The following is a 25,798-nucleotide window of genomic DNA, read 5'->3' on the forward strand; positions in this document are numbered from 1 at the left end:
CAAAAACCATTAGAGCTTCCCGTTCTCCCTCAGCCACTCGCCGTACTTGACGAGGGCGTAGACGGCATCGACACCGTCCTCGACGGTCTCGTATACTGGGATCCCCTTGAGCTCGATGTTCCTGGCCATCTTGTGCGGGTAGTCTCCACCGGGGGCCACGAAGACTATCGGCTTGCCGTACTCCCGCATCCTGGCCATCGCCTCGACGATTCCTTCGTCGAGGGCCGGGCTCTGGAAGAGTGCTATGACGACGAGAACATCGACGTTCGGGTCTTCAAGGGCATAGCGCATCGCAACCTCGTAGCGGCTCGATGGGGCGTCGCCGATGATGTCGATGGGGTTCTTGTAGCTCATGTGCTCCGGAAGCTCACCCCTCTCTATGGCCTCCCGGAACTTCCGGTTGGTCTCCTCGCTCAGCTCGGCGAGCTTCATTCCCTTCTCGAGCAGGCCGTCGCTCATCATGACTCCGGCTCCACCGCCGTTGGTGACTATCGCGACCCTGTTGCCCTTTGCCGGCTTCTGCATGGCCAGAGCTTTGGCGTAGTTGAAGAGCTGGCGCATGCTTTTGGCTTCTAAAACGCCGGTCTGCTCAAAGGCGGCCTGGTATATCCTGTAGGCACCGGCGAGTGAACCGGTGTGGCTCGCGGCGGCCTTTGCCCCGGCCTCGGTCCTTCCAGCCTTGAGGATGATGATGGGCTTCTTGAGCGTGACCTCCTTGGCGGTGTTGAAGAACTTCCTTCCGTCCTTGACGCCTTCTATGTAGCCGGTAATGACGCCTGTCTTCGGGTCGTCGCCGAGGTAGGCCATGAAGTCGCTCTCGTCGAGGTCTGCCATGTTGCCGAGGCTGATGAACTTGCTCATTCCTATCTTATGGCTGGCGGCCCAGTCGAGGATCGCAGCGCCGAAGGCACCGCTCTGGCTCATGAAAGCGACCTTTCCGAAGGGCGGCCTGGCCTGCCTCTCCGGCGGGTTAAAGTTGCAGTCGAAGCCGTTCTCGAGGTTGGTGACGCCGAGGCAGTTCGGACCGACGAGCCTTATTCCCCACTTCCTGGCGCGCTTCACGAGCTCCTCCTCAAGCTCGGCCCTTCCGGCCTCCTTGAAACCGGCGGAGATGACGACGGCGCTCTTAACGCCCTTCTCGCCGCACTCGTCTATAACATTGGGGACGAACTTCGCAGGAACCGCTATGACAGCGACGTCAACATCGTCCGGTATCTCCTTAATGCTCCTGTAAACCGGGAACTTCTTCCCGTTGACCTCGACCTCGCCGCCCTTGACGTTGACGGCGTAGACCTTTCCGTCGAAGTTGAGCGTTATCGAGCGCATTATCGCGTTTCCTATCTTTCCAGGGACGTTTGACGCCCCGATGACCGCGACGCTCTTCGGATAAAACAGGAAATCGAGCCTTGGTGCCTCCATCTTGTCCACCTCCGAAGGTTTTTCGGGAGCCCATATTTAAGCCTTCCTCCCCAGATGGGTACATCCAGGGAAGTGGATATTTTGTCCAGCTATGGTTCTTAATGAACCATGGCCTTTACATATATAAAGCTACCGGGGAAAGCAAAAGGGTTATATGCCATAACGTTAAAAGAAGCATTAGAACGTTTAAATTGGGTGGTGGAAATGGCGAAAGTGAAGGTCATAACCGACCCAGAGGTCATAAAGCTGATGCTCGAGGACACGAGAAGGAAGATACTCGGACTGCTCCGCAACAAGGAGATGACCATCTCCCAGCTCAGCGAGATACTCGGCAAGACTCCCCAGACGATATACCACCATATCGAGAAGCTCAAGGAGGCCGGCCTTGTTGAGGTCAAGAGGACCGAGATGAAGGGCAACCTGGTGGAGAAGTACTACGGAAGGACTGCCGATGCCTTCTACATCAACATGTACCTCGGGGACGAGGAGCTCCGCTACTTCGCCCGCTCAAGGCTCAAGATAAAGCTGGAGATATTCAAGGCCCTTGGCTATGAGTTCGATGACGATGAGCTGCTCAACACGATGGATGAGCTTCTCAAGAAGGAGCATGAGTGCAAGACGGAGATATCCAAGGAGATCGAGGCCAACGAGGAGGCGCTTAAGGACTTCTCCAACGAGGACATAATCCACGCCATCGAGTGGCTGGCCATGGCCAGGATGGGCCGCGACGAGGAGACCCTAGAGCTCCTCAAGAAGCTGGGAGAAATACTTAAAAAATAACTCCCAGAAAGGGGAAGCGATGGGATATGGCAAAGGGGATAAGGTTACTGGTTCTGGACGTGCTTAAACCGCACCAGCCGATGGTGACGGAGCTGGCGCTCGGACTAAGCGAGCTCGAGGGCGTTGATGGCGTCAACATAACCCTCGTTGAGATAGACAAGGAGACGGAGAACGTCAAGATAACGATGGCCGGCGACAACCTCGACTACGACGAGATAGTCAGGACGATAGAGGAGTTCGGCGGCGTGGTGCACAGCATAGACATGGTTGCGGCGGGTAAGAAGATCGTTGAGGAGGGAGAAACCCCCCAGGACAAGCTGGAGGAGTACTGAGTGAGGGAAGTTTTGATAATCACCGAGCCCGAGAAGGTGAAGGTGCTCTCAGAAGAGACGCGCTTCAGGATTCTCCAGCTCCTCAGACAGAGACCCATGACCATAAACGAACTGAGCGACGCCCTGGAAAAGGACAGGACAACGGTCTATCGCCATGTCAAGACCCTGGAGAAAGCGGGACTCGTTGAGGAGCTGGAGACCCAGGGAAACGAGAGGGTCTACTCCAGGGCCGCCAGGCTGTTCCTCATCAAGGCAGACCCAGACGAAAGCATAGAGAAGTTCAGACAGGCGTACCTCCAGGTGGAGGCCGAGAAGCTCGTTCAGATTCTGGAGAAAGCGGGTTTCAGGATAAAGAACAGGGGGGAGCTGGTAAAGCTCGCCAAAGAGGTCCTGAACGAGGTGGAGATCAACTCCCAGCCGGTTCTCAAGAGAATATCCCAGGCGGGCGTGGAACTCACGGAGATAGAGCTCTTCCACCTCCTCAACATGCTCGTCTTCATGCAGAGCTGCGAGCTGTGTGGAAAGGCCCAAGAGGCCCGAGGGATGATCGAAGACGACTGAGCCTTGGTCATCCCACCCCTCTTTTCAACCGACCCCCAAAGGGCCAGACTCACGGAAAGAAAAACTCAGCGTTGAAACGGGATGTTTCATTTCTGACCACCCATCCGGTGTTCTTTTACGTTCCACAATGAACAGCAGTGGCAAAGCTTAAATATTTCACCATCAGTGATATATTCTGACCATCCGGTGGTGATTGCCATGGCCAGGAAGGTGTTGGTGGCACTTCTCGTGCTTCTGGTCTTTCTCAGCGTCTCGGCAGTTCCTGCAAAGGCGGAAACCCTCGAGAACGGCGGCGTCATAATGCAGGCCTTCTACTGGGACGTCCCGGGCGGGGGAATCTGGTGGGACACGATAGCCCAGAAGATACCCGACTGGGCGAGCGCAGGGATTTCGGCGATATGGATTCCCCCTGCGAGCAAGGGCATGAGCGGCGGCTACTCGATGGGATACGACCCCTACGATTATTTTGACCTCGGTGAGTACTATCAGAAGGGAACCGTTGAGACCCGCTTCGGCTCTAAACAGGAGCTCGTGAACATGATAAACACCGCTCACGCCTACGGCATAAAGGTGATAGCCGACATAGTCATCAACCACCGCGCCGGCGGCGACCTGGAGTGGAACCCCTTCGTCGGGGACTACACATGGACGGACTTCTCGAAGGTCGCGTCGGGCAAGTACACCGCCAACTACCTCGACTTCCACCCCAACGAGGTCAAGTGCTGCGACGAGGGTACCTTCGGTGGCTATCCCGACATCGCCCACGAGAAGAGCTGGGACCAGTACTGGCTCTGGGCCAGCCAGGAGAGCTACGCGGCCTACCTCAGGAGCATCGGCATCGACGCCTGGCGCTTCGACTACGTCAAGGGTTACGGAGCGTGGGTCGTCAAGGACTGGCTGAACTGGTGGGGCGGCTGGGCAGTTGGAGAGTACTGGGACACCAACGTCGATGCGCTCCTCAACTGGGCCTACAACAGCAACGCCAAAGTCTTCGACTTCCCGCTCTACTACAAGATGGACGAGGCCTTCGATAACAACAACATTCCGGCCCTCGTCGATGCCCTCAAGAACGGCGGCACCGTCGTCAGCCGCGACCCATTCAAGGCGGTGACCTTCGTCGCCAACCACGACACCGACATAATCTGGAACAAGTACCCGGCCTACGCCTTCATTCTCACCTACGAGGGCCAGCCGACAATATTCTACCGCGACTACGAGGAGTGGCTCAACAAGGACAGGCTCAACAACCTCATCTGGATACACGACCACCTCGCCGGGGGAAGCACCGACATCGTCTACTACGATAACGATGAACTCATCTTCGTCAGGAACGGCTACGGGGACAAGCCGGGGCTTATAACCTACATCAACCTCGGCTCGAGCAAGGCCGGAAGGTGGGTCTACGTTCCGAAGTTCGCAGGCTCGTGCATACACGAGTACACCGGCAACCTCGGCGGCTGGGTGGACAAGTGGGTTTATTCGAGTGGCTGGGTCTACCTCGAGGCCCCGGCCCACGACCCGGCCAACGGCCAGTACGGCTACTCCGTCTGGAGTTACTGTGGGGTGGGCTGAGGTCTCCCACCCCAGTTGTTTCCATTCTTCTCGTTTCTGTTTACGACGACACTTGATTGGCTCCCTTTCTCGCGAATCCCGGTCGGAGGGACTCAAAAATCCCACTGAGAAGCCAGCCATGAGGAACATCACCATCTCTTTCGGGAGGCCATGACAACCCGAACCGCGTTTTCGGAGGCCATTTTTCATCACCCGCACCGCCCTTCGTCCACAGCAACGACCTCGTCGGTGAGGTACGTCCCGTTGATGACCTCCACCGGGCAGATGAGGGTCCCGTTCGTCCCGGTTATCTCCACGAAAATCCCCCACGTTCTTCCAAGGACCTCAACGCTCTCGTTCACGCAGGTCGTCTCGTTTGAAGCTCGGAATAGGAAGTAAACGATGGAGTTCCTTTCAATTTTGTAGCCGAGGTAGGTGCCGTTGATGCAGGAACTCAGGGTTATCCTCCGCCGCAGGGCGTCTTCAAGGGTCGGGAAGCAGTGCCCGTCGTCGAGGACGAAGTGTCCGTCCTCAAAGGTCGCCCTGCAGTAGAGCAGGTCTCCATCGCGTATCTCAGCCACCACGTAATCGACGGGAAGGTCAAAGGCCCTCACGAGCCGAAAGTCCCTCTCACCTCCACCGGAGCGCCTGAACTTGAAGAGCGCCACGTGGGTAACATCGTTGGGATAGCCGGCCATAAGCTCCGCACCCCCAAATTTCATCGGGGAGTCGAAGTGGGCCTCGACCTCCACCCGGTACTTCTCCCCCGAAGAGAGGATAAGAAGGGAAACCAGAACCAGGGAGACAACGGCAATAAAAGGGAAGGCCTTCAAAAAACGCCCCATCGTACCACCTCAGAACTCCATCACCCACCTAACCGCGCGCGGCACTTTCTTCGCAACCTCCAACGCGGTGAAGTTCTCGCCGAACTCTTCCTCCACCATGTCCCCGGCGAGGCCGTTGAGGAACGCCCCAACTGATGCCGCCCTTAACGGTTCGTTGCCGAGCGCGAGGAGTGCACCAACGAGGCCGGCAAGAACATCGCCCGTTCCACCGGTGGTCATTCCCCTGTTCCCGGTTCTGTTGTACTTCCAGGTTTTCCCATCGCTTATGATGTCGTAGGGGCCTTTGAGCAGAATAACGCCCCCAACCTCGCCGGCCTTCTCCGTCACCACCTCAGCCTTCTTTATGAGTGAACCCTCGGGCTTCACGCCAAAGAGAACCCCAAACTCGCCGGCGTGTGGGGTTAGGACGAAGGTCTTCCCATCGAGAACGCTCAAATCCTCGGCAACTGCCTTTAGGCCATCGGCGTCTATGACCATCGGCTTTTCGCAGCGCCTTACGAACTCCCTCACGAACTCCTTCGTCTCCTCGGCGAGGCCGATTCCAGGCCCGATGACGACGGCGTCGGCCTTTTGAGCCATGCTCAGGAGTTCATGGACGTGATCCGGCGAGAAGTTTCTTCCCTCGACCGGTCTGAGTATCAGGTCCGGGTCGTTTATCCGTCTCGCCGGTTCCGAGGGCATCGCGAGGTAGACCAGATCCACGGGATATGAGGCGGCCTTGGAAGCGAGGTAGGGCGCGCCGTAGTAGTCTCCACTGCCACCGATGATGAGCAGTCTGCCGTTCTGACCCTTGTGCTCGCCCTTCTTCCTTAAAGCAAACTTCGCATCGCCGGGACCGACGAGGTGGTAGAGCTCCTTTGGGTAGCCTATCTTGACGATTACCCGCTCGAAGCCCTCGTACTCATCCTTGTCCCACTGGAAGGTCACCGCGAAGTCGGCCTTGATGCGGACGGCACTGGGATAGCCGCTCGGAAGGTCGACGCTGACGATTTTTGCCTTTTCGGAGTACTCGTTGATTTTCTCGATGGCCGAGCGTATCGGTTCGCGCGGCTCGCCCTTTGTACCGGCCCCGAGGAGTGCATCCACTATGACGTCGTAACCACTCAGGTCAAGCCCCTTTATGTAGGCGGAATCCTTGAGAACACGGATTTTCACGAAGTCGAGACCCTTGAGTATCTCCCAGTTGTGCCTGGCTTCCTCGCTCCTAATCTTTGCCTCGTCCCCCACGAGGAAGAGCGTGACCTCGTTTTCGAAGCTGAGATGCCGAGCGGCAACAAAGCCGTCGCCGCCGTTGTTTCCGGTGCCGGAAAAGACCGCAATTTTAAGCCCCGTTCCAAAGCGCTCCTCAACCGTGCGCGCCACTCCGGCACCGGCATTCTCCATGAGCTGGTAAGGGGTTATGCCGAGCCACTTGGCATTGATGTCCCAGATGTAAACGTCCTCGATGCGCATGAGCACCACCGTGAGTGCTTAGGCCCAACCTGTTAAATCGTTTTCAGTCATTGCCCCACTAACCAGCAACACCGAGAGGAGAAGCAGGGGGCAAACTCAAAAAAGAACCAAACGGAATAGGCTCCAAGTTCCACAGACATTCAATTTCACCCTTCCAAATCTGAACGGTCTTCCACAGCGGATGTTTTCTCATCTTCATCCATTTCTTTCTCAGAGGGAGCCCCATCAAAACCGAAGCTCAGGTATAGCATCACAAGTAGAAACAGAGTTCCAACTACAAAAACCGCCACCGCCATGTCCAGCCCGTAAACAAGGCTCATTGAAGCAAAGGGTCCGGAGTAACCGCTGCAATCCGCTTGACGGTTCCTTCACAGGAGGCGGCCACTGTTACCCCCAAGATAAATGATAATTATAACATTTTTGACATCCGATTCAACCCAAAACACTTAACGCAGTCCGGTATGCGTCCCCCGAGTACAGCACCAGATAAACCCTCTCGACGCTCCTCGCTTCCTTCGAGAACTCCTCGACCGTTTCTTTGAACGTCCTCACGACCTCCTCGAGCGGGCAGCCGTAGATGCCCGCGCTTATGGCCGGAAAGGCCATAGTTTTAACGCCCAGTTCATCGGCCTTTCTCAGCGCCCCCATAATTGCTTTTCGGAGCTTCTCCTTCTTGTCATCGTCCCAGACGCCGCCGCAGTAGGGCCCAACCGTGTGAATGACGTACCTGATTCCGTGTTCCTCAAGCCTCATCGCGGGGGTCACGACTACCTCGCCGTGATCGATGGAGTCCTTTCCGAGCTGCTCCCTCATCGCCCCCTTGCTTATCCTGATGTACTCGCGGGCGTTTCCAGCGGCGGCCTTAGCTATCGCGTAGGCAACGCCACCGCCGTGTTCCAGGTACTTGTTGGCGGCGTTCACTATGGCCTCTGCCGGAAAGCGGGTTATGTCCCCGCGGACTATCTCAAAGGACGGCACCCCAATCACCGTTTTACCGATTACTCACGACCGATTTTAACAGTTGCGCGGGTTGTTACTCAATATCTCATTTCACAACATACAACTTAAAACAGTAAAAGTTAAATACGGTGGGACCCCCATGAACAGTGGTGGTGGAATGAGGGCATTCGAGGCACTGACGGAAGCCATTACATCCATTTCGGAGGACAAGAGGCTATGGAGGTATCCCGTTGCGGCGTCGGGGATAGCCGGTGCGCTCATGGCCATCTCCGGACTCGATTCAAATGTGGAGCTGGTGGCATACAGTCCCAATTTCAGCATCGGCATCGCGGTTCTGCTCGCCATTATAGCCATACTCATCAGGCTCACGGTCATCTACTACCCCACCAGGGCATTCTACCACCACAAAAAGGGCATACCCTTCGAGGAGCAGGCCCTCATAAGGGAATCCGTGACAGGGGGGATAATAGTCCTCCTGGTGGGCATCGTTTATGGAATCGTAATCTTCATAGCCGGCGGCCTCATGCTCTTCCCCGCAATACTGGCGTACTACGCCCTCTCCGGAACAACGAAGTATGTGATAGCGGCGCTGCTTGGACTGCCCCCCGCGATCTTCCTGATGGGGATAATCACCATGATGATTCCAGCGTACATATGGAGCAAGGATTTCGGGGAGGGGCTGGGAATCATCGGAACCGCCCTGGACAATGCTAAAGAGGTTTTCGTCTTCGGGGCACTTATGGGGGCCGTTATCGTTGGTATCGGGGCCGCGGCCGGAGGGCTTGTTTTCATGACCTCCCTCGTTGCCAGAGGCTTCACTGGGGCCCTGCTGGCGGGCCTGATCGACGGTCTCACAACCGGCCTCGCGAGCGTTCTCTCAGCCATCGCTGGAGCGGCGATGTACAGGGCGCTCAGGGCATGGAGGGAAAAGAGGGTAAACCTCGACCCGGACTGGCTGGCCAGCCTCTGAGCTAAGCCAGCTTTCCTATCGTTTTTTCAGCCTCGTCAAGGATTTTCTCCTCGTCGAGCGTGAGGACCTCGCGGTCGAGCATGAGGATTTTTCCGTCCACTATCGTTGTCTCAACGTCGTTTCCGCTGGCCGAGTAGACGAGGTGGCTTATTACATTGTTTACGGGGCGGAGGTGAGGCTGGTTAAAGTCGATGATTGCTACATCCGCCAGGTAGCCCTCCTTTATGACGCCGGCGCTGAGGCGAAGGGCTTTGGCACCGTTGATTGTGGCCATCCTGAAGACCGTCTTGGCGTCCGCCACCGTCGGGTCGAGGTTGTGGACCTTGTGGAGCAGAGCGGCCAGCTTCATCTCGTCGAGCATGTCGAGGTTGTTGTTGCTGGCGGCACCATCGGTACCGAGGCCGACGTTTATGCCGGCGTTGATGAGCCTCTGGAGGGGCATAACACCGCTGGCGAGCTTCATGTTGCTCCCAGGGTTGTGGGCGACGGTGACGCCGTTCCTCGCGAGTATCTGTATGTCCCTGCTGTCGAGCCAGACGCCGTGGGCTATGATGACGTCCCTCCCCAGGAAGCCAATCTCATCGAGTAAAACCACCGGGCTCTTTCCGTAGCGCTCGGTTATCTGGCCTATCTCCGCCATCGTCTCGCTGACGTGGATCGTTATCATCTTCCCATGCTCGTTCGCCAGCTTCCTGACCTCCTTAAGCAGGGCTATAGAGCAGGTGTAGGGCGCGTGGGGCCCGAAGACGAAGTGAACCCTGTCGGAGCCGAGCTTATCGATGAACTCCATCGTGCGGAGGGCCTCCTTTATTTCCTTCCCGGTCTTCTCGGGATCGCCGAGGTCTATCATCCCGTAGGAGAGGTAGCCCCTGAGGCCGGACTCAAGAACCACCTCCGCAACGGCGTCCATGAAGAAATACATGTCGAGGAATGCCGTCGTTCCGGTCTTTATCATCTCCAGCGCGCCGAGGTAGGCCCCAACCTTGGTGTACTCCCTCGTGAGCTTCGCTTCTCTCGGCCATATGTGGTTCTGGAGCCAGTCCATGAGGGGCAGATCGTCGGCGAGACCGCGGAAGAGGCCCATCGGGGAGTGGGTGTGCAGGTTCACAAAGCCTGGAGAAACAACCTTTCCTTTTGCGTCTATGACGATATCCGCGGCCTCGGTAATGTTTTTGGCCACCTTAACGATGCGGTTTTCTTCGATGAGAACGTCGGCCTCAACGACCTCAAAGCCCTCCCCGTAGATAACGCGGCCGTTTTTGATGAGAATGCTCATGATCACCACCTCTTTTAAAGGGGTGTGTTTCCGGTGGAAGTTAAAAAGGTGTCGGAGAAGAGAAAAACCTCAAATTGGAACCCAGAGGCTCCAGGAGTACGGGTTGAACTCGTTGTAGTGGTCCCAGATGGATGCGTAGCCGCTCTCGACGAGCCACTCATTGACGTTGAGTGCGTAGCCGTAGTACCAGAAGGGGAGGTAGACGACGGCAACGACCCTGCCGTAATGGTCGGTTTCGTAAACGTCATCAACGTCGAGGTAGACGTAGTAGCCGTACGTGTCAAAGAGCCACTCCAGGGCGGCCTTCGATTCCTTGCCCTCGTCGGTGTATATCTCGGGCGCGTTTATGTCGGCGAAGCGGACCTTGAAGGTTTCCCCAGCCCTGTAGCCGTAGTAGGAGTGGAACCACACGGTGTCGCCATCGACCACCTTGGTGACGTAGCCGTAGGTCTGGAACTCGTAGGCGCTGGCAAGTCCCGGGACGAGAAGCATCGAAACAACCACCAATGCCAAAATCAGGGCAGTCCTCCTCACTGGAGCTCACCGGCGAACATTCGCTCCGGAACTTATAAGTTTTGAGTCCGAAATCATTCGCGTGCGAAAACTGAGAAAAGTTGGAATAAATGATCCAAAGATACAAAATACCAAAAATCTCAGACGAACATACTCTTCAGCACGTCGGCGCAGCCGCACTTCCTATCCTCAGGAATGAGCGGGATGGCCTTCTTGAGCAGTTCCTGGACCTTGTAGTTGTTCTCGGCCATGACCTTGAGGACCTCTTGAGCATCTACCGGCTTGTCGGCCCAGACGTCGTAGTCGGTGACCGTTGCGATGTTCGCGTAGCACATACCCAGCTCCCTGGCGAGGTTTATCTCTGGAACGAGCGTCATGCCGATTATGTGGGCGTACTGCCTGAACATGAAGCTCTCTGCCCTCGTGGAAAAGCGCGGCCCCTCGATGCAGACGTAGGTGCCCTTCTCATGGACAGGGAAGCCGAGCTCCTTGGCGGTCTCGTAGAATATCTTCCTCATCTCAGGGCAGAAGGGGTCGGCCATGGAAACGTGGGCAACCCTCGGCCCGTTGTAGAAGGTGTAGTCCCTCTTCTTCGTGAAGTCTATGAACTGGTCGGTTATGACAATGTCCCCGGGTTTGTACTCCTCGCGGAGCGAGCCGACGGCGGTAACGCCGATAACCCTCCCAACGCCGAGCTCGTGGAGGGCCCAGATGTTGGCCCGGTAGGGCACTTCGTGCGGCGGGAACTCGTGGTGCTTGCCGTGCCTCGGTATAAAAGCAACCTCAACGCCCTCGATTTCGCCGATTTCCACCGGGGCCGAGGGCCTGCCGTAGGGCGTGTGGACCTTTACGGTTTCCTTCGGCTCGAAGACGCCGTAAACCCCGGAACCGCCTATGATGCCTATCCTCGGCATGGTCATCACCGTGTTAAATGCTCGCTTTACTCATATAAGGGTTGCCTTTCCAGTGGAAATGGAACTCCCCACAACGGCACCGACGGTCAACTCCTTTTACCTAAATTCAATCATCGCCAGTATTGGAAAAAAGAAGAGCAGTTACCAGCAGGAGAGACCCGTACCAAAGGGCGACCCATGGAAGGAAGACAAGTGCAGTGTGAAGGTAAACCCCATCAAAGAAAACGCTCGGGAATTCCAAGACGAGAGCAATGACCATGTAGACCGTTAGGAGAGGTTTTAAAGGTAATCGGCCACTGGCAATGATGATTTCCAGGATGACCATGATGGCTATGTAACCTCACCATGCAACGGGTGGAAGTTTTTCAAAAATCCAGAAGTTGTACATAACCGTCAGGAAGAGCGGGTAAGCGAAGGCGAAAACCCTCAGGAAGAGCCTCAAAAAGAGGGAAAGACGGAGAAAACCTTTCAATGTACCCACTCCCCCGAGGCTTTTAAGTCAAAAGCCAAGAGCGCCAGCGCTGAAGCCACCAAACCAAAGAGCTCAAGCCCGTGAAAGCCGAGAACTAAAAGACTAATGACGAAGTAAAGGAGGAGTGGAACTGGGGAATAACGAGGGTATTTCACCCTGAGGGGAATGGAAAGGGCTCCCAAAAGAACCAGAGCACATGCAAAGGGCTTAACAGTGACATCAAGGCAGTTGCCCAACGCAAGGAATAGAAAAGTAGAGAGGGCGAGGCCGAAGAAGAACCGCTCGAGGAACTCTCTAAGGGATGGAAATTTCCTGGGGGAGAGCTGATATATTGTAGCCGCGAGAACCAGCCCTACGAACGAGATTACGGGGACCCAGCGGGCCCAGCAGAGGGAAGCCAGTAGCGTAACTCCAAAGTAGGCAGAGAGGAAAGCCATCGAAACTCGTGTGTACTTTGGAAACCACGCTATCACCGAAGTCAGACCAAAAAGGAACATCCCCACTGAAAAAACGAGACAAGGCAGGTTATAAAAGGTTACGCAGAAGGCGTAGCACGTCCCATCAAGAAAACCGAATAGATAGAAGAACTCGAAGAAGGCCAAGGCTATCAGTGAAAATGCGAGGAGCACCCTTCGAACGGCCCTACGATTTCCGTCTTGTTTCGAATCCATTCCCAACACCACCTTTCAAGCAGAGGAACAACCCCGCGAGGGGTAGGAGCGCCTCGTAGATAAAGGGGTAAAACCCCGGGATTAGGAAATAAAGAAGAACGTACGTTAAGCCTGAAAACGCAAAGAAAGCCTTGCATCCACGATACTTCCACAGGAGGGGAGAGAAGAGAAACAGGATGACGAGCAACCCATCAAGGAATTCCCTCGGGTGGAAATAATGGTCAAAGAAAATCATAAGTGGAACCCACAGGAAAAACAGCATCAGAGAATAAACGTGAGCCCCCAACACCCAGGTGGAGGCCACCTTGAAGTTCCTCCCGGGAGAACCGAAGAGCACGAATAGTACCGACAGGATTAAAGCTATCCCCGCGAGGGTCCTGTCAAAGGTTGTAGCCCCCATGATAAACGGAAAGCCGAAGTACACAACGCCCGTCACAAGGAAGGCCCTCTTGTTCGAAAAAAGCGAAGCCAGAACAACCAGGCCAAGCGACTCCAGAATTGTTGAGAGGACCGTACAGGGAGTGTCATAGACAACGTGCCCCCGCACGTAATAACACTCAGTCGTAAAAGGAAAATACACAAACTCAAAATAGATTATCACAGCTAAAATCGCTAAAAGAGAAAGAAGGGAGAAAATCCGCTTCAGTTCCATGCAGTGTACCCCCAATTTTTGGACATGTCAGGATTGGTGTCAAAGGTCGCCATTAGATGGTCCCATGTATTGCTAACATAGAGTACCACGCCTTGCTTGTATGGTTCGGAGTGAACTAAATGATGCACACGATAAGTAGCGTAGGTCTGGTCGTTGCTCCAATCACTGTGGAATATCAATTTACCGTTTAAAATCTCAATGCTTTCAATGTCCTCACAACCATAAGTTGAATCCCTGTCTGTATAGTTATGACACCGCCACTTGTCGTACGCTTGGTCAACTCCAGGTACTGGGTAGTCCCCATCATAGAAATGAATCTCGTAGATTACGTCGTTACCGCTCCACTTAACAACTATCTTTGAGATATTGTTGTTCCCATCAACATCATAAGAGTTTCCAGCACAATCTTTGCCAGATCCCCCTGTAAGGTCAACTCTAACCTGCACCCACCAGTGGATTGGATATGGGATTGAAGAACTCATTGGAGCATAATAGTAGTCATAAACCTTGCTCCCTGCTTTTACTGAGGCAACTTTAATAGGCTTCACCACGAGAGTTTTTGCGTTCTTAGGGTAAAAACTCTTTTGATAGAGATAAGAGATGTAGTCGCTGACAAGAAGGTACTTCAACTGCTTCCTCTGCTCGGGAGTTAGGTTTCCAGCGTAGGGTGCAATCTCAGCGTCAAGCTCCTTGTCAAACCTCTGAAGAACGAGGTTCGTAAGCTTGTCCACAAAGTACGGGTCTTCTGAGATTCCCTTGGCCTTGCTCATGTCAATCTGGTAGCGGATGAACATGTCAACTGCCATCCATCCACTTACGTCTGGCTGGGGCATAGCACTAACAAACCCAGAAAAAACAAAAACAACCACCAGCACTCCCGCCAAGAGTCTTGCCCATCTCAAGGACATCACCATTAGGCATTAGGCATATAGGCATTAGACCTATATATAGTTTTCTACAGACAGTTGTTAGAAACATAAAATTGGAAATAAAAATATGAACATTTTAAGGGATTTCAAATGTCCCCTCGTAATATCTCTTCCGCTGGTACCGGACAAATCAGCCCAACTGTGCATCCTGTCCAAACCCAGTTACTCCACATTGAATCCCCTTGAAGGATCTAATAGCCTTCCGAAGCAGGTAACATCGACTCTAGTTCCAATAATCTCTCCGGAAATGAAAGAATCCGAAAATTTAATAACCTTTTGGAACTAAATTTCTCCGGGGGTGGTACCGTGGAAAACGGGAGTCCGGTCAAGATAGTGCTCCCGGAGATAAAGAACCCCATCCTGATAGAGGGCTACCCCGGGATAGGCCTGGTCGGCCACATAGCGGCGAACTTCCTGGCTAAGGAGCTTGGAATGGAGATGATAGGCTACGTGGAGAGCCCGTTCATCCCACCCATGGCGCTGATACTCGACGGAAAGCCCAACCCTCCTCTCAGGTTCTACGGGAAGGACAACATAATACTCGCCGTGGCGGACATCTACGTCCCGCCCACCCTGGTGAGCGAGATAGCCCGGGAGCTCGTGAGGTACCTCAAGGACATGAGGGCCGACAAGATCGTATCCCTCGGCGGCATAGGCATAGGCCTCTTCAAGGAGAAGATGGACGTCTGGGGGGTTGGGGCCAAGGAAGAGCTGAACAGGGAGCTCGAGAACCTGGGGGTGAAAATCCTCCAGTACGGCTCGATAATGGGAATGAGCGGGAAGCTCCTCTGGGAGGCGAGCAAGGAAAAACTCGACGCCTATGTGCTGCTGGGAGAGACCTTCGGGGACAGGCCCGACCCGAGGGCCGCTGCGAACGTCATAGAGGTTCTGAAGAAGCTGACGCCGATAGAGGTCTCAACGGAGCCCCTGCTCAAGGAGGCGGAGATGATAGAGGCCCAGCTTAGGAAGATGCACGAGCAGATGGAGCAGGCCAGGAGAAAGGCCGAGAAGCAGTACGAGAGCATCTACCTGTGAGGTGGTAGCATGGAGGCGATAACTCTCGCCGGAATCGCGAGACGGGTTCTCGATGAGCTTTTGAGGAGTCCCTACAAGACCATTGAGGTAAGGGGTGCGAGGAACGTCGTGGCGCTCGAAAGGGCCCGCGAGCTCGGGAGGGTCTTTCTCACCTACGAGACTTTCCAGGATGTTACTGTGGGCACAGAGGGGCTTCTCGCGGAAATACTTCGCCTGGAGAGCATGGAGCAGAGGATTCCATGGGAAGAGAGCGACGAGAGGGAAGTGACCGTGTGCAGGGCGCAGGTGAGGCTCCTCGGCCTCGGCAGAATAGTCGAAGTGAGAAAGAGGAACACGGTGCTGGTTGTCAGGGTTCGCGAGATGCTGCCGCAGGAGATGGACATAGGTTAAAACAGGGTTTTCTGCCGGCCTTTTCCGAGCTTTTCCCTCTTCGGTGGCTGAACCTTTCTGAACTCAAGGCCCTCCTTTTCGAGGAGTTTCTTTGCGCCGGATGTCAGGGACGGTGCGACCAGTATTCCCCTAACACTCTCGTGTTCCCTGCTCAGGGCCTCAACGTAGCGCTTAAGCTGGCTGACGGCATGCAGGTCGGCCTTCCTGCGCTTCAGCTCAAGGACGACGAGGTTACCGTCCCCATCGCGTCCGAGGATGTCCACTATGCCGTGGCCGATCTGCTTTTCCCTGAAGAGGGGCTTGAAGCCCGGCTCGATGAGTTCGGGGTTTCTAAATATCATCTCCGCCATCTCGGCCTCGCTGCCTGTCAAAGCAAGCTCTTCGTAGTCTTCGGCCTTGAACAGGGAGACCAGGTAGACCTCCTCAAGCTCGACCTCTAGTATCTCCTTCGGCTTCCTCCTCACGGAGCGGAGGATGATTATGCCATCGCGCTCCTCAATCGTTACAAAGCTCCCAGGCGGCTGCCAGTTGACGGGTTCCCGCTTCTTGCTCTGATGGATGAGAAAGGCACCGTCAGGCTTGATTATTATAACCCTGTCGCCTGAGCCGAGCTCGCTCTTGGCCCTTCCATCGTAGTGCACCCTGCAGCGGGCGAATATCGTCAGCATTGCCTCGGACGACAGGGCGGAGTCTACTATCCTCAGGATTTCCTCGCGAGGGGGATTCTGAACGGCCTCAACCTTTGACATGAAGTGGAGTAAAGAAGAGGGGTTAAAAAACTAACTCAGTCCTCGGCGCCCTTGTCGGTTATCCTGAAGATCGCCTCACCCTCTGGAAGGTGGGGGCTGTCTATGAGCCTGGCGACGCGCTTGCCGGCCTTGCCCTTCCTCAGGTAGATTCTCAGGGTCGCGCTGTGGGCGAGGATGTGGCCACCGACTGGCCTCGTCGGGTCGCCGAAGAAGGCATCCGGCTTCGCCTGCACCTGGTTGGTGACGAAGACCGCTATATCGTAGAGGTCAGCTATCCTGTGGAGGTCGGCGAGGTGCTTGGCCAGCTTCTGCTGCCTCTCGGCGAGGGTTCCCCTGCCGACGTACTCGCTCCTGAAGTGGGCCATGAGGGAATCAACGACAAGGAGCTTCACCGGCCTGTCCGTCTCGGCCTTCTCCTTGATTATCTCCTCGGCCCTCTCAACGAGGAGCATCTGGTGGTTGCTGTTGAACGCCCTCGCAACGTAGATGTTCTTGAGCGTCTCGTCTGGGTCGAGGCCCCTAGCCTCGGCTATCTGTCTTATTCTCTCCGGCCTGAAGGTGTTCTCGGTGTCTATCCAAACGACAGAGCCGTGGAGGCCTCCCTCCTCCTCTGGGAGCTGAACCATCACCGCGAGGGTGTGCGCCAGCTGGGTCTTTCCGGAACCGAACTCACCGAAGACCTCGGTTATCGCCTGGGTCTCAACACCGCCGCCAACGAGCTTGTCGAGGCTCTTGCTTCCGGTGGAGATCCTGCCGATGGTGCTCCTCCTCTCCATGTACTCGTCGGCGCGCATGAAGGTTCCTATGTTGGCGGCCTCTCTGGCGGCCTGGATTATCTTGAGCGCGGCACCCTCGCTGATTCCCGCTATCTCCTTGAGCTCCATTGGGGAGGCGACGGCTATGGCCTCGATGCTGTCGTAGCCGGCCTCGCGAAGCTTTTCGGCAGTGGCGGGACCAACGCCTGGAAGGTCTTCAAGGGTCTTTATCTCCTTCTCCTTCTTTTTCTTGGTTGAGCTTGACGGGGACTCCTCAACGACATCGAGCTCCTCAAACTCCTCGAGCTCTTTTATTTCATCCTCAGCCTTCTTCTTCCTTGGCATCTCACTCACCCACTACAACTACCTTTCATAGGGGTAAAAAGCCGAAGGGTTATATACTTTTCTTTCCAGTGGAGCGGAGGACAAAGGTGCCGGATATCGGGAGATATTGCAAATCCGCACCCTTGTGGGGCAGTTTTGGCTGGAGTCAAACCCACACCCCGCCGGCAAGGACGGTGGGGCAACACCATCACCTTTTTCCACTGGAAGAGCCGGGCTTTATGACGATCAGTTTGGATCCTTCGGGAATCTTCTCTTCCAGTGCAGGGTTGAGAACGGGCTTTTCCTTGTAGTAACCGAGAAGGAAGTAGCCCTCCTCGTGGAGGCGCTTCATGGCCTCGACGTAGGGGACGCCCCACAGGTCTCCCCGCTCCAGAACGGAGATATCGTAGCCTCCGGAGGCCGTGGTAAGGTCGTCTATGACGTCCACAACCTCTGGCTCGAAAACGGAGCTTGCGAGAAGTCTTCCGGCAAGGCTCCTGCTGAGTATCACCCTGTCGGCCCCGGCCCCCTTGAGCAGCTCCAGGCTCTCCCCGCGGAGGGCCTCGACGAAGACCTTCGCTTTGGACATGCGCTTCACCATGAGGGTCGTGAAGACGGACTTCGAGTCGTCCTCAAGGGCGAGGATGACGTAGGATGCCTCCCTCACGTGGGCGCGCTCAAGGGTCTCTGGATTCGTGGGGTCGCCGATGAGGACCTCCACTTCCTCTGGAAGCTCAACCTTCTTCCGCTCGCTCTCGTCGGGAAAGACCACCACTATAGGCCTCATCTCTATCTCTCCACTGGAAATCGCGGACATGAGCTCACCCACGCAGCTGGGTATGCTGCTCCCGCGGCCGATTATCACGTAGTGTCCAGAATACCTAACGCTGTGCATGCCCATCATCCTCCTCAGAGACGATGAAATGAAGTATTCAGCCAGAATGGAAACAAGGGCAGTAAAAGTCGAGATTCCGGCAACGGCAGCGACCATGGCCACGGCGCGGCCAGCCTCGGTCTGGGGCGTTATATCCCCATAGCCGATTGTGGCCATCGTTATGATCGCCCAGTAAAAAGCCGTGTAGAAGCCCACGTTCTCAAAGTACATGAACAGGAAAGCAAAAATAACCGCCAGCAGGAGTACAAGCGCCGCTATTTGGAGCAGCCTGTTCCTGCTGACCTTGACCTTCATCCTGAGAAGCCTTCGCACGAGCGGTACCGGGATCATGGTATAAGCTAAAGTGGGGGTTTTAAAAAACTATCATCACTGCCCTTGGAAGTCCACGGATGGAGCATTTTTTCCAGTGGAAACAAAGGTCTTTTTCGATGGCCATCTGAAAGACCCCCCAGAGTTTTATTTCCACTGGAACCCAGTTTTGGAGATGGACGGTTTTCCTGGCAGGAATTACGAAAAGATGGGCTTATAAACCACATTACAAATGTGAGATTATCATGTTTTAAACCAATTGGGAGTTGATATGGATTCATGTTCATTACTATTCCATATCTACAGTTTTTTATGAACATTGTTCATGAAAATCTATAAATACCAGAAATTGAAAAGAAGACGGGAGAGTTTTCACCATTTCAAAAAGAAAAACTGGGAGTAGCCAAAACCGGGTTCCACAGGAAACGAAACTCCCTGGGGGTATAATACTGTTAAATTTTTGATATTTGTTAAGCACTATTGTTAACCTGTGTTGTCGTTTTATGCTCGTTGATGTACTGTTTTTTGTGCACATTTATGTGCATTCACCTTTCAGTGGAAGTGCCCATTTGAATGCATCTGGTCGTTTACAAACATAAAATTTTGAAGAACATTGCTGTTCATCCACCTCTTCCGCTTCCTGTGGAGGGCGCTGGTTCCGGTGTAACACGTCCATTTCCACTGTAAGATTAATTAACCTAAGTCGCGTACTATATTTCGGTGATCCCTATGGATGATATAGAGGCCCGGGTTCTCGGGTGGCTGAAAGCTGGTGATGATGCCGCGGAAGACATAGTGGACCTCCCCTGGTCCGTTAAGGAAATTCAGCCCAACACATACGTGGCTGAACACCCAAGGATGCCCTTCTCGCTCCTGGTGGTCTTCTCCGAGGGCTTCATTCATCTCCTGGTTCCGCTGGGGCTGGAGACCTTCTCGATGACAAACGACGATAAGCTCAAGATCTACCACACCCTCCTCCGCCTCAACGACCAGGTGAACATGATGAAGTTCACCCTGTCTGGAATGAACGACGATGTGTACCTCCGCGTTGACTTGGATAAGAAGACCCTCGGAAAGGAGGAGTTCAACGACGCCCTGACCGCACTCCTGATAGGGCTCCTCTCCTCCGTCTCCGCGTTGGGTCTCGAGGAGGCGTTCGCCCAGGAGATATTCGATCGTATAGTGAGCATGGTCGTGGACAGGGTTGATAAGGGTGCCAGCAGGGAGGAGCTGATGAAGTTCTTGACCGTTAAGGTTGGCATGACCGTTGAGGATGCGAAAAACCTCCTTGATGAGGTTTTTGCCGCGAAGCGCTCCCTTGGGGGTCACGAAAAGGACGTTGGGTACTTCTGAGCCGCAGCTTTTCCTTTTTCTTTCGGATCTCGTTCTTTTTTTATGACGTGTGCGAGGGGGTCAGTTCCTTTTTCTGGCTCCACTTACGGCTGCGTCGTAAGGTGTTCGGATGGATTCTCCATGGAATGTATTCATCTGTGCGCTTTTTGAACACAGTGGGTTCGACATCTTTGTTTGAAAGTTCTGGGTAGAAACCCTTATTAACACCTTTAGGTTTAACCTCACTGAGGTGATCTGTTATGGATGATATAGAGGCCCGGGTTCTTGAGTGGCTTAGGTCCGGTAGTGAGGACGCTGAAGATATCGTGGATCTTCCGTGGAACGTCAGCGAGATTGGTGAGGCCACCTACGTGGCGGAACACCCCAAGATGCCGTTTACCCTTGTGGTCGCGTTCTCTGATGAGTTCGTTCATCTCGTGATTCCCACCAGCCTTGAGACGTACGGCATGGACGAGGCTGACAAGCTCTATGTGTACCACACGCTTCTGGAGCTTAACGATAGGATTCACATGATGAAGTTCAGCCTGGGAAGGCCCAACGACGTCGTCAACATCCGCGTTGACTTGGACAAGAAGACCCTTGGAAAGGATGAATTCAACGACGCCCTAACTGCCCTGGCGATAGGACTTCTGTCCGGCGTGGAGGCGCTGGGTCTTGAGGAGGAATTCGTGGAGCGGGTCTTTGACCGCATACTCTACATGCTCCTCGAGAGGATAAAGAAGGGATACACCTACGACCAGCTCCTGGAGTTCATGACGGTTAAAGTTGGACTCGACGAAGCGGGGGCGAAGAAGCTTCTGGATTCCGTTCTTGAGGCCACGCAAGAAAAAACTGGGCCTGAAGGGGCGTGACGCTGGCTTATTTTCTTTGATTATCTCTTCTGTTTTCTCACCTTCTTTTTACATCCCCCTGTTCAACAACGCATATAAACCCTTGACCTCGAATATCTATGCTTTCCTCTGCATCCAGTGCTTCCTCTGGAACGAGTGTCTGATGTTCAAAATATAAATAACACTCTGGGAAAATAGCCAAAATACTGTCTTAAAACTGTCTTATTGGCAAAATCACATAGTTAAGTTCGTACAATAATCCGCAACCGGCCTGGATTTCCATTGGAATAGGTGGTGGGCATGGACGACAATTACCTTGATTCAATCTTCGAGAAGTACCTTCACGCCAAGAAGATATTCAAGAATAAAGAGGTCCTCAGACACAGCTATACCCCCAAGGAGCTCCCCCACAGGCGCGAGCAGATTGAGGAGCTGGCTCATATTCTGGTTCCCGTCCTACGCGGCGAGACGCCCTCGAACGTTTTTGTGTACGGGAAGACGGGAACGGGTAAGACGGTTACCATAAAATTCGTTACCGACGAGCTGAAGAGGATATCCGATAAGTATGAGATTCCCGTGGACGTTATCTACATCAATTGCGAGATAGTGGACACCCAGTACCGCGTTCTGGCGAACATCGTGAACCACTTCAAGAACGAGAGCGGCGTTGAGGTCCCCCTCGTTGGTTGGCCCACCGATGAGGTTTACGCACGGCTTAAGGAGGTAATCGACGCCCGTGAGCGCTTCGTCATAATAGTTCTGGACGAGATTGACAAGCTAATCAAAAAGAGCGGCGATGATATACTCTACTCCCTCACGAGGATAAACACCGAGCTGGGCCTTGCGAAGGTGAGCATCATAGGCATCTCAAACGACCTCAAATTCAAGGAATACCTCGATGCGCGCGTCCTCTCAAGTCTGAGCGAGGAGGAGGTTGTTTTTCCGCCCTACGATGCCAACCAGCTCAGGGATATTCTGATGCAGCGTGCCGGCGACGCGTTCAACGAGGGTGTTCTCGACGACGGCGTCGTGCCCCTGTGTGCCGCCCTGGCCGCGAGGGAGCACGGCGACGCGAGGAGGGCCCTCGATCTGCTCCGCGTTGCTGGGGAGATAGCCGAGCGCGAGGGGGCGAGCAAGGTAACCGAGCGCCATGTCTGGAAGGCCCAGGAGAAGATAGAGCAGGACACCATGGAGGAGGTCATAAAGACCCTTCCGCTCCACTCGAAGGTTCTGCTCTACGCGATAGTCCTCCTGGACGAGAACGGCGAACTGCCCGCGAACACGGGCGACGTTTACTCCGTCTACATGTCCCTCTGCGACCACATCGACCTCGAACCCCTCACCCAGAGGCGCGTGAGCGACCTGATAAACGAGCTCGACATGCTCGGCATCATCAACGCCAAGGTCGTCAGCAAGGGTCGCTACGGCAGGACGAAGGAGATAAGGCTCAACGTAACACCTTATAAGGTCAAGAACATATACAGACACGATTCCCAGCTCCAGACCATGCTGACGGTGAGCATGTCCCGCCAGAGGAGGCTGCTCTGATGGGTTTGATCGAGGATTTAATGGCCAATCGCTATCTAATCACCCCTTCAGCTTACTACCTTCTCGTGGATAGCTACAAGAAGGACTTCACCCTCGCCGAGCTGATAAAGTTCGCCCGCGCCAGGGGCACGTTTGTCATAGACTCCGCCATTGCGAAGGAGTTCCTCAGCATGAAGGCCCCCGCTCCACTGGAACCCACCGCCGGCGAGGGTTCCCCCGAGCGCCGCGAGGTTGCCGAGGAAATCCCTCTCGAATCTGGGGGAACCGGCGAACTGTCGGAGGAATCACCTGATTTTGCCGAAAATACTTCTGACGCGGCTCCTGTTGCCGAATCCGCCGATATGATTAGTCCTCCTGAAGAAGCGTCATCAACCTATATTTCTACTGGAACTCCCATTGACTCCGTGGTGGAAACTGCCTCTTTTGGTGAATCTGAGCAAGAAGAACCCGGCTATTCTGAAGGGGGGAGTTTCATTTCCACTGGAACTCCGTCCCCCGAGGGTGATGGCGGGGCGTCGGTCGAGGAAAACGTGTCCTCCGAGACCCCAGACGGGGAGGCTTCCCCCGAGACGTTTCCTGTGGAGAACGGTGCTGTGTCGCGGTCTGAGCCCGCCGCAGAGGGTCCAGCCCTGCCCAGTGGCTCTGCATTCCCCGAAAACGGAAACGGCTACGCCGACGATGAATCCTACTACTCCGACGAGAACGGGAACGGTGTGAAGCCCAAGATAGTTTACGGTGACTACGGGGTGCCGATAGCCTACGTCGGCGAGGAGGTTCCCGAGGAGAAGAGCTACTCGACGTATGCGGATGTTGTTATAGCGCCCAGGGAGGGCTTCCACTACCGCGCGAGGGAGATAAAAGACGACTGGGAGCTCGTCTTCGACGTCAAGAACGTGAAGTTCGAGGTTCCCAAGGTTAAGAGCGCCGCCAGCAAGGAGGGCGAGATAATCGTCAAGGTGTACTCGGACTACTTCAAGAGCCGGCTGAGGAAGATGCGCAGAATCCTCCGCGAGAACCCCGAGCTCGGCAGCGTCATAGACATAGGGAAGCTGGGCTACGTTGGAGGGGACGAGGAGGTAACAATCATCGGCCTCATCAACAGCAAGCGCGAGACTGCCAAGGGCTACATGTTCGAGGTCGAGGACAGCACCGGGATAATCAAGGTCTTCATAAACCGCAACAACGAGGAGAGCAAGAAGTTCTTCCAGATAATGCCTGACTCCGTTGTAGCCTTCCGCGGCCGCTACTCTGGGAGGGGCATATTCTTCGCCAACAGGATCTACCTCCCGGACGTTCCGAAGTTCAAGCGCGACAAGCCCCCGCTCGAGGAGAAGGTTTACGCCATCCTCCTCAGCGACATCCACGTGGGAAGCAACAAGTTCTGCGAGAAGGCCTTTGAGCGCTTCCTCGAGTGGCTCAACGGTGAGGTGAACAACCGCGCCGAGGAGGAGCTCGTGAGCAGGATAAAGTACATGATAATCGCCGGCGATGTCGTCGATGGAATCGGCATCTACCCCGGCCAGTACAACGAGCTGGAGATTCCGGACATCTTCGACCAGTACGAGGCCCTGGCGAACCTCCTCCGCAACGTGCCCGATCACATAACCATGTTCATAGGCCCGGGCAACCACGACGCCGCCAGAACCGCCCTCCCCCAGCCGGGGTTCTACGATGAGTACGCCAGGCCCCTCAAGAAGCTCAAGAACGCCGTCATGATAAGCAACCCTGCCGTCGTGAGGCTTCACGGACGCGACTTTCTCATTGCCCACGGGCGCGGCATAGAGGACGTCGTCAGCTTCATCCCGAACAGGAGCCACCACAGGCCCGCCGAGGCCATGCTCGACCTGCTCAAACTCCGCCACCTTGCGCCGACCTTCGGGGAAAAGGTGCCAGTCGCACCGGACTCGGAGGATACCCTCGTTATAGAATCCGTTCCCGACCTCTTCCAGGCAGGTCACGTCCACGTTATGGAGTACAAGATGTACAACGGCGTTTTTCTGATAAACACCGGAACCTGGCAGGCCCAGACGGAGTTCCAGAAGATGGTGAACATCATGCCGACACCCGCCAGGGTGCCCATAATAGACGTCGAAACCGCCCGCCTGAGGGCCGTTGTGAGGTTTGACGAGTACTGTGAGGGGGTTTGAAGATGTACTGGCTTTTTGGTTCTGATGAAGATATCCTTACGCTCGTGGGCAGGCGTGGTTCGTTCCTTAGTCGAATTGGGGTTGCTGTTGGTATTAGGGACTCAGATTACCCTATATTTAGGGAGCTGTACTACGAGTTCATGGATCGTTTCAAGTCCATCTATGGCATCAATACTCCACGGAGGGTTTTTGCGTCTGTGGATGTTAGGGGAGCTTTGATTGAAGGGTCTGAGTTGAGAGAGTATATGCTTTTTTTGAGGGATTTTGTTAATGATGTTGTAAACGCCTCAAATCTCTACGTCAACTTTGTTTTTGCATCATTTGGAAAGTCGAGGATATCTCTTCCTGGAAAGGAAAAGCCAGTAAGCGTGAAAACGTTTATTGAGAGCACTCTTAAATCTTATTTTGCATATATTCCCGTGTGGGCTGTCGTCCATCGGACTGGAATTAAAGGTGCTAGGATATATGTGGATGCTTTTTCAACATCCCCTGAAACTCCGGCGTGGAGGGAGTTGTACGGAAACAACGATGTCTATGTAGTTCCAAACGGGGATAAGGTCAATTTGCTTATATCTACTTCAGATTTACTGTTAGGTTACATTGGAACGATAATAAAGCTACGGAACAAAAAACCTGATCTTACTGAGTTGAAATCCTATCTCAAACCATTTGGATTCGACAATGAGAGATTTAGAGTCTATCACATTGGAAGCAGGGATTTGGGTTATATCATTTATGAAGACCCATCAGTTAAATTAAACCCCTTACATCACCGTCCCTCGCCAATAGTATACTTGGTTCCTGAGCTTTCCCCAGTAGGACTGTTATCTGGGAAGGATGAGAAAAAGCTTATTGAGGCATCGCCGGTTTATGAGTATGTCCTCAGATACGTTGAAGAGAGCGAAGGATCCCTCAAGATTCTCTCTTTTACCGAGGATTTCAAGCACCTCTCAGCGGGAGGGGTCATGGTATCCTTGGGTGAACATGGGAAGCGGATAGCTGAATATCTGCGCCTTCTGGGTTTTCCCCTTGAGCATCTTAGCGCCCGAGAACTTATATCTCTTTATGGGGGTGATTCTTCTGATGAATAGCTTTCATTTTCGAAAGGTTTTTATTCAGAGACATATAATATTAAAGTGGAGGTACCGCCAGACTAGGCGGTATCT

Annotated in this window: 27 protein-coding genes; 12 read left to right on the forward strand and 15 right to left on the reverse strand. The window is 54.3% G+C overall.

Annotation, left to right across the window (positions count from 1 at the left end):
* Window positions 1–9: 9 nt before the first annotated feature.
* Window positions 10–1,419 (reverse strand): acetate--CoA ligase family protein, encoded by a 1,410-nt coding sequence (locus GQS_RS07075; RefSeq protein ID WP_014012994.1) that lies wholly within the window; start codon window positions 1,417–1,419, stop codon window positions 10–12.
* Window positions 1,420–1,623: 204 nt separating this feature from the next.
* Here GQS_RS07075 and GQS_RS07080 point away from each other — a divergent pair, with 204 nt between their 5' ends.
* From GQS_RS07080 to GQS_RS07095, 4 genes are all read left to right on the forward strand, one after another.
* Window positions 1,624–2,199, forward strand: coding sequence for an ArsR family transcriptional regulator (locus tag GQS_RS07080; protein WP_014012995.1), 576 nt, complete (start codon window positions 1,624–1,626; stop codon window positions 2,197–2,199).
* Between the two features lie 26 nt (window positions 2,200–2,225).
* Window positions 2,226–2,531, forward strand: coding sequence for a DUF211 domain-containing protein (locus GQS_RS07085; RefSeq protein WP_014012996.1), 306 nt, complete (start codon window positions 2,226–2,228; stop codon window positions 2,529–2,531).
* Window positions 2,532–3,092 (forward strand): transcriptional regulator, encoded by a 561-nt coding sequence (locus GQS_RS07090; protein ID WP_014012997.1) that lies wholly within the window; start codon window positions 2,532–2,534, stop codon window positions 3,090–3,092.
* A gap of 198 nt (window positions 3,093–3,290) precedes the next feature.
* On the forward strand, window positions 3,291–4,664 hold the full coding sequence (locus GQS_RS07095) for an alpha-amylase (RefSeq protein WP_014012998.1): 1,374 nt from the start codon (window positions 3,291–3,293) through the stop codon (window positions 4,662–4,664).
* Between the two features lie 188 nt (window positions 4,665–4,852).
* Here the strand turns inward: GQS_RS07095 and GQS_RS07100 are convergent, their stop codons facing one another.
* From GQS_RS07100 to GQS_RS07110, 4 genes are all read right to left on the reverse strand, one after another.
* Window positions 4,853–5,488, reverse strand: a complete 636-nt coding sequence (locus tag GQS_RS07100) for a hypothetical protein (RefSeq protein WP_048056548.1) — start codon at window positions 5,486–5,488, stop codon at window positions 4,853–4,855.
* 9 nt (window positions 5,489–5,497) lie between these two features.
* The gene (locus GQS_RS07105) at window positions 5,498–6,940 is read right to left on the reverse strand and encodes a bifunctional ADP-dependent NAD(P)H-hydrate dehydratase/NAD(P)H-hydrate epimerase (protein ID WP_014013000.1); all 1,443 of its coding nucleotides are present in this window, start codon (window positions 6,938–6,940) and stop codon (window positions 5,498–5,500) included.
* Window positions 6,941–7,086: 146 nt separating this feature from the next.
* A complete protein-coding gene (locus tag GQS_RS10955) occupies window positions 7,087–7,236 on the reverse strand; it encodes a hypothetical protein (RefSeq protein WP_158306492.1) in 150 nt (49 codons plus the stop codon).
* A 136-nt stretch (window positions 7,237–7,372) separates the two neighbouring features.
* Window positions 7,373–7,918, reverse strand: a complete 546-nt coding sequence (locus GQS_RS07110) for a [protein ADP-ribosylglutamate] hydrolase (protein ID WP_014013002.1) — start codon at window positions 7,916–7,918, stop codon at window positions 7,373–7,375.
* 139 nt (window positions 7,919–8,057) lie between these two features.
* Between GQS_RS07110 and GQS_RS07115 the strand changes: the two genes are divergently transcribed.
* Window positions 8,058–8,870, forward strand: coding sequence for a hypothetical protein (locus tag GQS_RS07115; protein WP_148236380.1), 813 nt, complete (start codon window positions 8,058–8,060; stop codon window positions 8,868–8,870).
* A 1-nt stretch (window position 8,871) separates the two neighbouring features.
* Here GQS_RS07115 and GQS_RS07120 read toward each other — a convergent pair whose 3' ends face one another.
* The 7 genes from GQS_RS07120 to GQS_RS07150 form a co-directional block, all read right to left on the reverse strand.
* On the reverse strand, window positions 8,872–10,146 hold the full coding sequence (locus GQS_RS07120) for an amidohydrolase family protein (protein WP_014013004.1): 1,275 nt from the start codon (window positions 10,144–10,146) through the stop codon (window positions 8,872–8,874).
* A 69-nt stretch (window positions 10,147–10,215) separates the two neighbouring features.
* Complete coding sequence (locus GQS_RS07125) at window positions 10,216–10,680, reverse strand: thermonuclease family protein (RefSeq protein ID WP_238515731.1); 465 nt, start codon at window positions 10,678–10,680, stop codon at window positions 10,216–10,218.
* Window positions 10,681–10,799: 119 nt separating this feature from the next.
* On the reverse strand, window positions 10,800–11,573 hold the full coding sequence (locus GQS_RS07130) for an S-methyl-5'-thioadenosine phosphorylase (RefSeq protein WP_014013006.1): 774 nt from the start codon (window positions 11,571–11,573) through the stop codon (window positions 10,800–10,802).
* A 106-nt stretch (window positions 11,574–11,679) separates the two neighbouring features.
* On the reverse strand, window positions 11,680–11,898 hold the full coding sequence (locus GQS_RS07135) for a hypothetical protein (protein ID WP_014013007.1): 219 nt from the start codon (window positions 11,896–11,898) through the stop codon (window positions 11,680–11,682).
* Between the two features lie 143 nt (window positions 11,899–12,041).
* Window positions 12,042–12,716: a hypothetical protein gene (locus tag GQS_RS07140; RefSeq protein WP_014013009.1), complete on the reverse strand. Its 675-nt coding sequence runs from the start codon at window positions 12,714–12,716 to the stop codon at window positions 12,042–12,044.
* Window positions 12,688–13,368, reverse strand: coding sequence for a hypothetical protein (locus GQS_RS07145; protein WP_014013010.1), 681 nt, complete (start codon window positions 13,366–13,368; stop codon window positions 12,688–12,690). Before GQS_RS07145 ends, GQS_RS07140 begins: the two co-directional genes overlap by 29 nt.
* Complete coding sequence (locus GQS_RS07150) at window positions 13,359–14,276, reverse strand: hypothetical protein (protein ID WP_158306493.1); 918 nt, start codon at window positions 14,274–14,276, stop codon at window positions 13,359–13,361. The genes GQS_RS07145 and GQS_RS07150 overlap by 10 nt, the downstream gene beginning before the upstream one ends.
* Window positions 14,277–14,603: 327 nt before the next feature.
* On the opposite strand from GQS_RS07150, the gene GQS_RS07155 reads away from it, so the two are divergent.
* Both GQS_RS07155 and GQS_RS07160 read left to right on the forward strand, forming a co-directional pair.
* Window positions 14,604–15,332: a proteasome assembly chaperone family protein gene (locus GQS_RS07155; RefSeq protein ID WP_014013012.1), complete on the forward strand. Its 729-nt coding sequence runs from the start codon at window positions 14,604–14,606 to the stop codon at window positions 15,330–15,332.
* 9 nt (window positions 15,333–15,341) lie between these two features.
* A complete protein-coding gene (locus tag GQS_RS07160; RefSeq protein ID WP_014013013.1) occupies window positions 15,342–15,722 on the forward strand; it encodes a DUF473 domain-containing protein in 381 nt (126 codons plus the stop codon).
* On the opposite strand, the gene nucS is transcribed toward GQS_RS07160, so the two are convergent.
* From nucS to GQS_RS07175, 3 genes are all read right to left on the reverse strand, one after another.
* Complete coding sequence (gene nucS, locus GQS_RS07165) at window positions 15,719–16,471, reverse strand: endonuclease NucS (RefSeq protein ID WP_083818282.1); 753 nt, start codon at window positions 16,469–16,471, stop codon at window positions 15,719–15,721. The genes GQS_RS07160 and nucS overlap by 4 nt on opposite strands.
* Before the next feature lie 35 nt (window positions 16,472–16,506).
* The gene (gene radA, locus GQS_RS07170; protein ID WP_014013015.1) at window positions 16,507–17,571 is read right to left on the reverse strand and encodes a DNA repair and recombination protein RadA; all 1,065 of its coding nucleotides are present in this window, start codon (window positions 17,569–17,571) and stop codon (window positions 16,507–16,509) included.
* 187 nt (window positions 17,572–17,758) lie between these two features.
* Window positions 17,759–18,775, reverse strand: a complete 1,017-nt coding sequence (locus tag GQS_RS07175) for a TrkA family potassium uptake protein (protein ID WP_014013016.1) — start codon at window positions 18,773–18,775, stop codon at window positions 17,759–17,761.
* 708 nt (window positions 18,776–19,483) lie between these two features.
* On the opposite strand from GQS_RS07175, the gene GQS_RS07180 reads away from it, so the two are divergent.
* From GQS_RS07180 to GQS_RS07200, 5 genes are all read left to right on the forward strand, one after another.
* The gene (locus GQS_RS07180) at window positions 19,484–20,107 is read left to right on the forward strand and encodes a hypothetical protein (protein ID WP_014013017.1); all 624 of its coding nucleotides are present in this window, start codon (window positions 19,484–19,486) and stop codon (window positions 20,105–20,107) included.
* A gap of 239 nt (window positions 20,108–20,346) precedes the next feature.
* Window positions 20,347–20,958 (forward strand): hypothetical protein, encoded by a 612-nt coding sequence (locus tag GQS_RS07185; protein WP_014013018.1) that lies wholly within the window; start codon window positions 20,347–20,349, stop codon window positions 20,956–20,958.
* A gap of 279 nt (window positions 20,959–21,237) precedes the next feature.
* A complete protein-coding gene (locus GQS_RS07190) occupies window positions 21,238–22,485 on the forward strand; it encodes an ORC1-type DNA replication protein (RefSeq protein WP_014013019.1) in 1,248 nt (415 codons plus the stop codon).
* Window positions 22,485–24,632 (forward strand): DNA-directed DNA polymerase II small subunit, encoded by a 2,148-nt coding sequence (locus GQS_RS07195; protein ID WP_014013020.1) that lies wholly within the window; start codon window positions 22,485–22,487, stop codon window positions 24,630–24,632. The genes GQS_RS07190 and GQS_RS07195 overlap by 1 nt, the downstream gene beginning before the upstream one ends.
* On the forward strand, window positions 24,629–25,723 hold the full coding sequence (locus GQS_RS07200) for a hypothetical protein (protein WP_158306494.1): 1,095 nt from the start codon (window positions 24,629–24,631) through the stop codon (window positions 25,721–25,723). Before GQS_RS07195 ends, GQS_RS07200 begins: the two co-directional genes overlap by 4 nt.
* Window positions 25,724–25,798: the final 75 nt, after the last annotated feature.

Source organism: Thermococcus sp. 4557, from assembly GCF_000221185.1.
Classification (GTDB): Archaea; Methanobacteriota_B; Thermococci; order Thermococcales; family Thermococcaceae; genus Thermococcus.

Excerpts from the sequence above, each read along its gene's own strand:
- GQS_RS07075 (WP_014012994.1), bottom strand. The coding sequence starts at position 1,419 with ATGGAGGCACCAAGGCTCGATTTCCTGTTTTATCCGAAGAGCGTCGCG.
- GQS_RS07080 (WP_014012995.1), top strand. The coding sequence starts at position 1,624 with ATGGCGAAAGTGAAGGTCATAACCGACCCAGAGGTCATAAAGCTGATG.
- GQS_RS07085 (WP_014012996.1), top strand. The coding sequence starts at position 2,226 with ATGGCAAAGGGGATAAGGTTACTGGTTCTGGACGTGCTTAAACCGCAC.
- GQS_RS07095 (WP_014012998.1), top strand. The coding sequence starts at position 3,291 with ATGGCCAGGAAGGTGTTGGTGGCACTTCTCGTGCTTCTGGTCTTTCTC.
- GQS_RS07100 (WP_048056548.1), bottom strand. The coding sequence starts at position 5,488 with ATGGGGCGTTTTTTGAAGGCCTTCCCTTTTATTGCCGTTGTCTCCCTG.
- GQS_RS07105 (WP_014013000.1), bottom strand. The coding sequence starts at position 6,940 with ATGCGCATCGAGGACGTTTACATCTGGGACATCAATGCCAAGTGGCTC.
- GQS_RS10955 (WP_158306492.1), bottom strand. The coding sequence starts at position 7,236 with ATGGCGGTGGCGGTTTTTGTAGTTGGAACTCTGTTTCTACTTGTGATG.
- GQS_RS07115 (WP_148236380.1), top strand. The coding sequence starts at position 8,058 with ATGAGGGCATTCGAGGCACTGACGGAAGCCATTACATCCATTTCGGAG.
- GQS_RS07120 (WP_014013004.1), bottom strand. The coding sequence starts at position 10,146 with ATGAGCATTCTCATCAAAAACGGCCGCGTTATCTACGGGGAGGGCTTT.
- GQS_RS07130 (WP_014013006.1), bottom strand. The coding sequence starts at position 11,573 with ATGCCGAGGATAGGCATCATAGGCGGTTCCGGGGTTTACGGCGTCTTC.
- GQS_RS07135 (WP_014013007.1), bottom strand. The coding sequence starts at position 11,898 with ATGGTCATCCTGGAAATCATCATTGCCAGTGGCCGATTACCTTTAAAA.
- GQS_RS07140 (WP_014013009.1), bottom strand. The coding sequence starts at position 12,716 with ATGGATTCGAAACAAGACGGAAATCGTAGGGCCGTTCGAAGGGTGCTC.
- GQS_RS07145 (WP_014013010.1), bottom strand. The coding sequence starts at position 13,368 with ATGGAACTGAAGCGGATTTTCTCCCTTCTTTCTCTTTTAGCGATTTTA.
- GQS_RS07150 (WP_158306493.1), bottom strand. The coding sequence starts at position 14,276 with ATGTCCTTGAGATGGGCAAGACTCTTGGCGGGAGTGCTGGTGGTTGTT.
- GQS_RS07160 (WP_014013013.1), top strand. The coding sequence starts at position 15,342 with ATGGAGGCGATAACTCTCGCCGGAATCGCGAGACGGGTTCTCGATGAG.
- nucS (WP_083818282.1), bottom strand. The coding sequence starts at position 16,471 with ATGTCAAAGGTTGAGGCCGTTCAGAATCCCCCTCGCGAGGAAATCCTG.
- radA (WP_014013015.1), bottom strand. The coding sequence starts at position 17,571 with ATGCCAAGGAAGAAGAAGGCTGAGGATGAAATAAAAGAGCTCGAGGAG.
- GQS_RS07175 (WP_014013016.1), bottom strand. The coding sequence starts at position 18,775 with ATGATCCCGGTACCGCTCGTGCGAAGGCTTCTCAGGATGAAGGTCAAG.
- GQS_RS07180 (WP_014013017.1), top strand. The coding sequence starts at position 19,484 with ATGGATGATATAGAGGCCCGGGTTCTCGGGTGGCTGAAAGCTGGTGAT.
- GQS_RS07185 (WP_014013018.1), top strand. The coding sequence starts at position 20,347 with ATGGATGATATAGAGGCCCGGGTTCTTGAGTGGCTTAGGTCCGGTAGT.
- GQS_RS07190 (WP_014013019.1), top strand. The coding sequence starts at position 21,238 with ATGGACGACAATTACCTTGATTCAATCTTCGAGAAGTACCTTCACGCC.
- GQS_RS07195 (WP_014013020.1), top strand. The coding sequence starts at position 22,485 with ATGGGTTTGATCGAGGATTTAATGGCCAATCGCTATCTAATCACCCCT.